Origin of the sequence: Exiguobacterium sp. CH10, from assembly GCF_018617635.1 — a bacterium.
In the GTDB taxonomy this organism is placed as follows: domain Bacteria; phylum Bacillota; class Bacilli; order Exiguobacteriales; family Exiguobacteriaceae; genus Exiguobacterium; species Exiguobacterium aestuarii_A.
Map to the genome: position 1 here is coordinate 1 of NZ_JACSKO010000013.1, position 1,574 is coordinate 1,574.

At 55.9% G+C, this 1,574-nt stretch carries 1 rRNA gene; it reads left to right on the forward strand.

From position 1 onward, the window contains the following. Window positions 1-22: 22 nt before the first annotated feature. A 23S ribosomal RNA gene (locus KNP04_RS15185) occupies window positions 23-1,574 on the forward strand; the annotation flags it as partial.

A 1,574-nucleotide genomic window follows, 5' to 3' on the forward strand; every position in this document is an offset into this window, starting at 1 on the left:
GGACCGTGTGTCTTAGACGCTAGATCAAGGTAGAAAGGGCGTACGGTGGATGCCTTGGCACTAGGAGCCGATGAAGGACGCGACGAACAGCGAAATGCTCTGGGGAGTGGTAAGTACACATCGATCCAGAGATCTCCGAATGGGGGAACCCACCGCCGGGAGACTGGCGGGACACCCACGTGAATACATAGCGTGGCGTGAGGCACACCCGGGGAACTGAAACATCTAAGTACCCGGAGGAAGAGAAAGAAAATTCGATTCCCTGAGTAGCGGCGAGCGAAACGGGAACAGCCCAAACCAGGAAGCATGCTTCCTGGGGTTGTAGGACACTCTACACGGAGTTACAAAGGGATAGGGTAGGTGAACGACCTGGAAAGGTCGGCCAGAGAAGGTGACGGCCCTGTAGCCGAAACCCCATCCCCTCCAGAGTGGATCCTGAGTACGGCGGGACACGTGAAACCCCGTCGGAATCCGGGAGGACCATCTCCCAAGGCTAAATACTTCCTAGTGACCGATAGTGAACCAGTACCGTGAGGGAAAGGTGAAAAGCACCCCGGAAGGGGAGTGAAACAGATCCTGAAACCGTATGCCTACAAGTAGTCAGAGCCCGTTCACGGGTGATGGCGTGCCTTTTGTAGAATGAACCGGCGAGTTACGATGGCGGGCGAGGTTAAGCCGATGAGGCGGAGCCGCAGCGAAAGCGAGTCTGAACAGGGCGCATCAGTCCGTCGTCGTAGACCCGAAACCAGGTGATCTACCCATGTCCAGGATGAAGGTCAGGTAACACTGACTGGAGGTCCGAACCCACGCACGTTGAAAAGTGCGGGGATGAGGTGTGGGTAGCGGTGAAATGCCAATCGAACCTGGAGATAGCTGGTTCTCTCCGAAATAGCTTTAGGGCTAGCCTCGAGGTGAAGAGTTCTGGAGGTAGAGCACTGATTGGACTAGGGGCCCCCACAGGGTTACCGAATTCAGTCAAACTCCGAATGCCAGCAACTTGTACTCGGGAGTCAGACTGCGAGTGATAAGATCCGTAGTCGAGAGGGAAACAGCCCAGACCATCAGCTAAGGTCCCCAAGTGTATGTTAAGTGGAAAAGGATGTGGCGCTGCACAGACAACTAGGATGTTGGCTTAGAAGCAGCCACCATTCAAAGAGTGCGTAATAGCTCACTAGTCGAGTGGCGCCGCGCCGAAAATGTAACGGGGCTAAACATACCACCGAAGCTATGGATCCCGTAAGGGATGGTAGGAGAGCGTTCCAAGCAGCAGTGAAGCGGTATCGTGAGGAGCCGTGGAGCGCTTGGAAGTGAGAATGCCGGTGTGAGTAGCGAAAAGAGGGGTGAGAATCCCCTCCGTCGAAAGCCTAAGGTTTCCTGAGGAAGGCTCGTCCGCTCAGGGTTAGTCTGGACCTAAGCCGAGGCCGAAAGGCGTAGGCGATGGACAACAGGTCGATATTCCTGTACCGCCGTACCACCGTTTGAACGATGGGGGGACGCAGAAGGATAAGGTGACCGTGCGACTGGAAGTGCACGGACAAGCAGCGAGGCCGTCGGGTTGGCAAATCCGCCCGGCA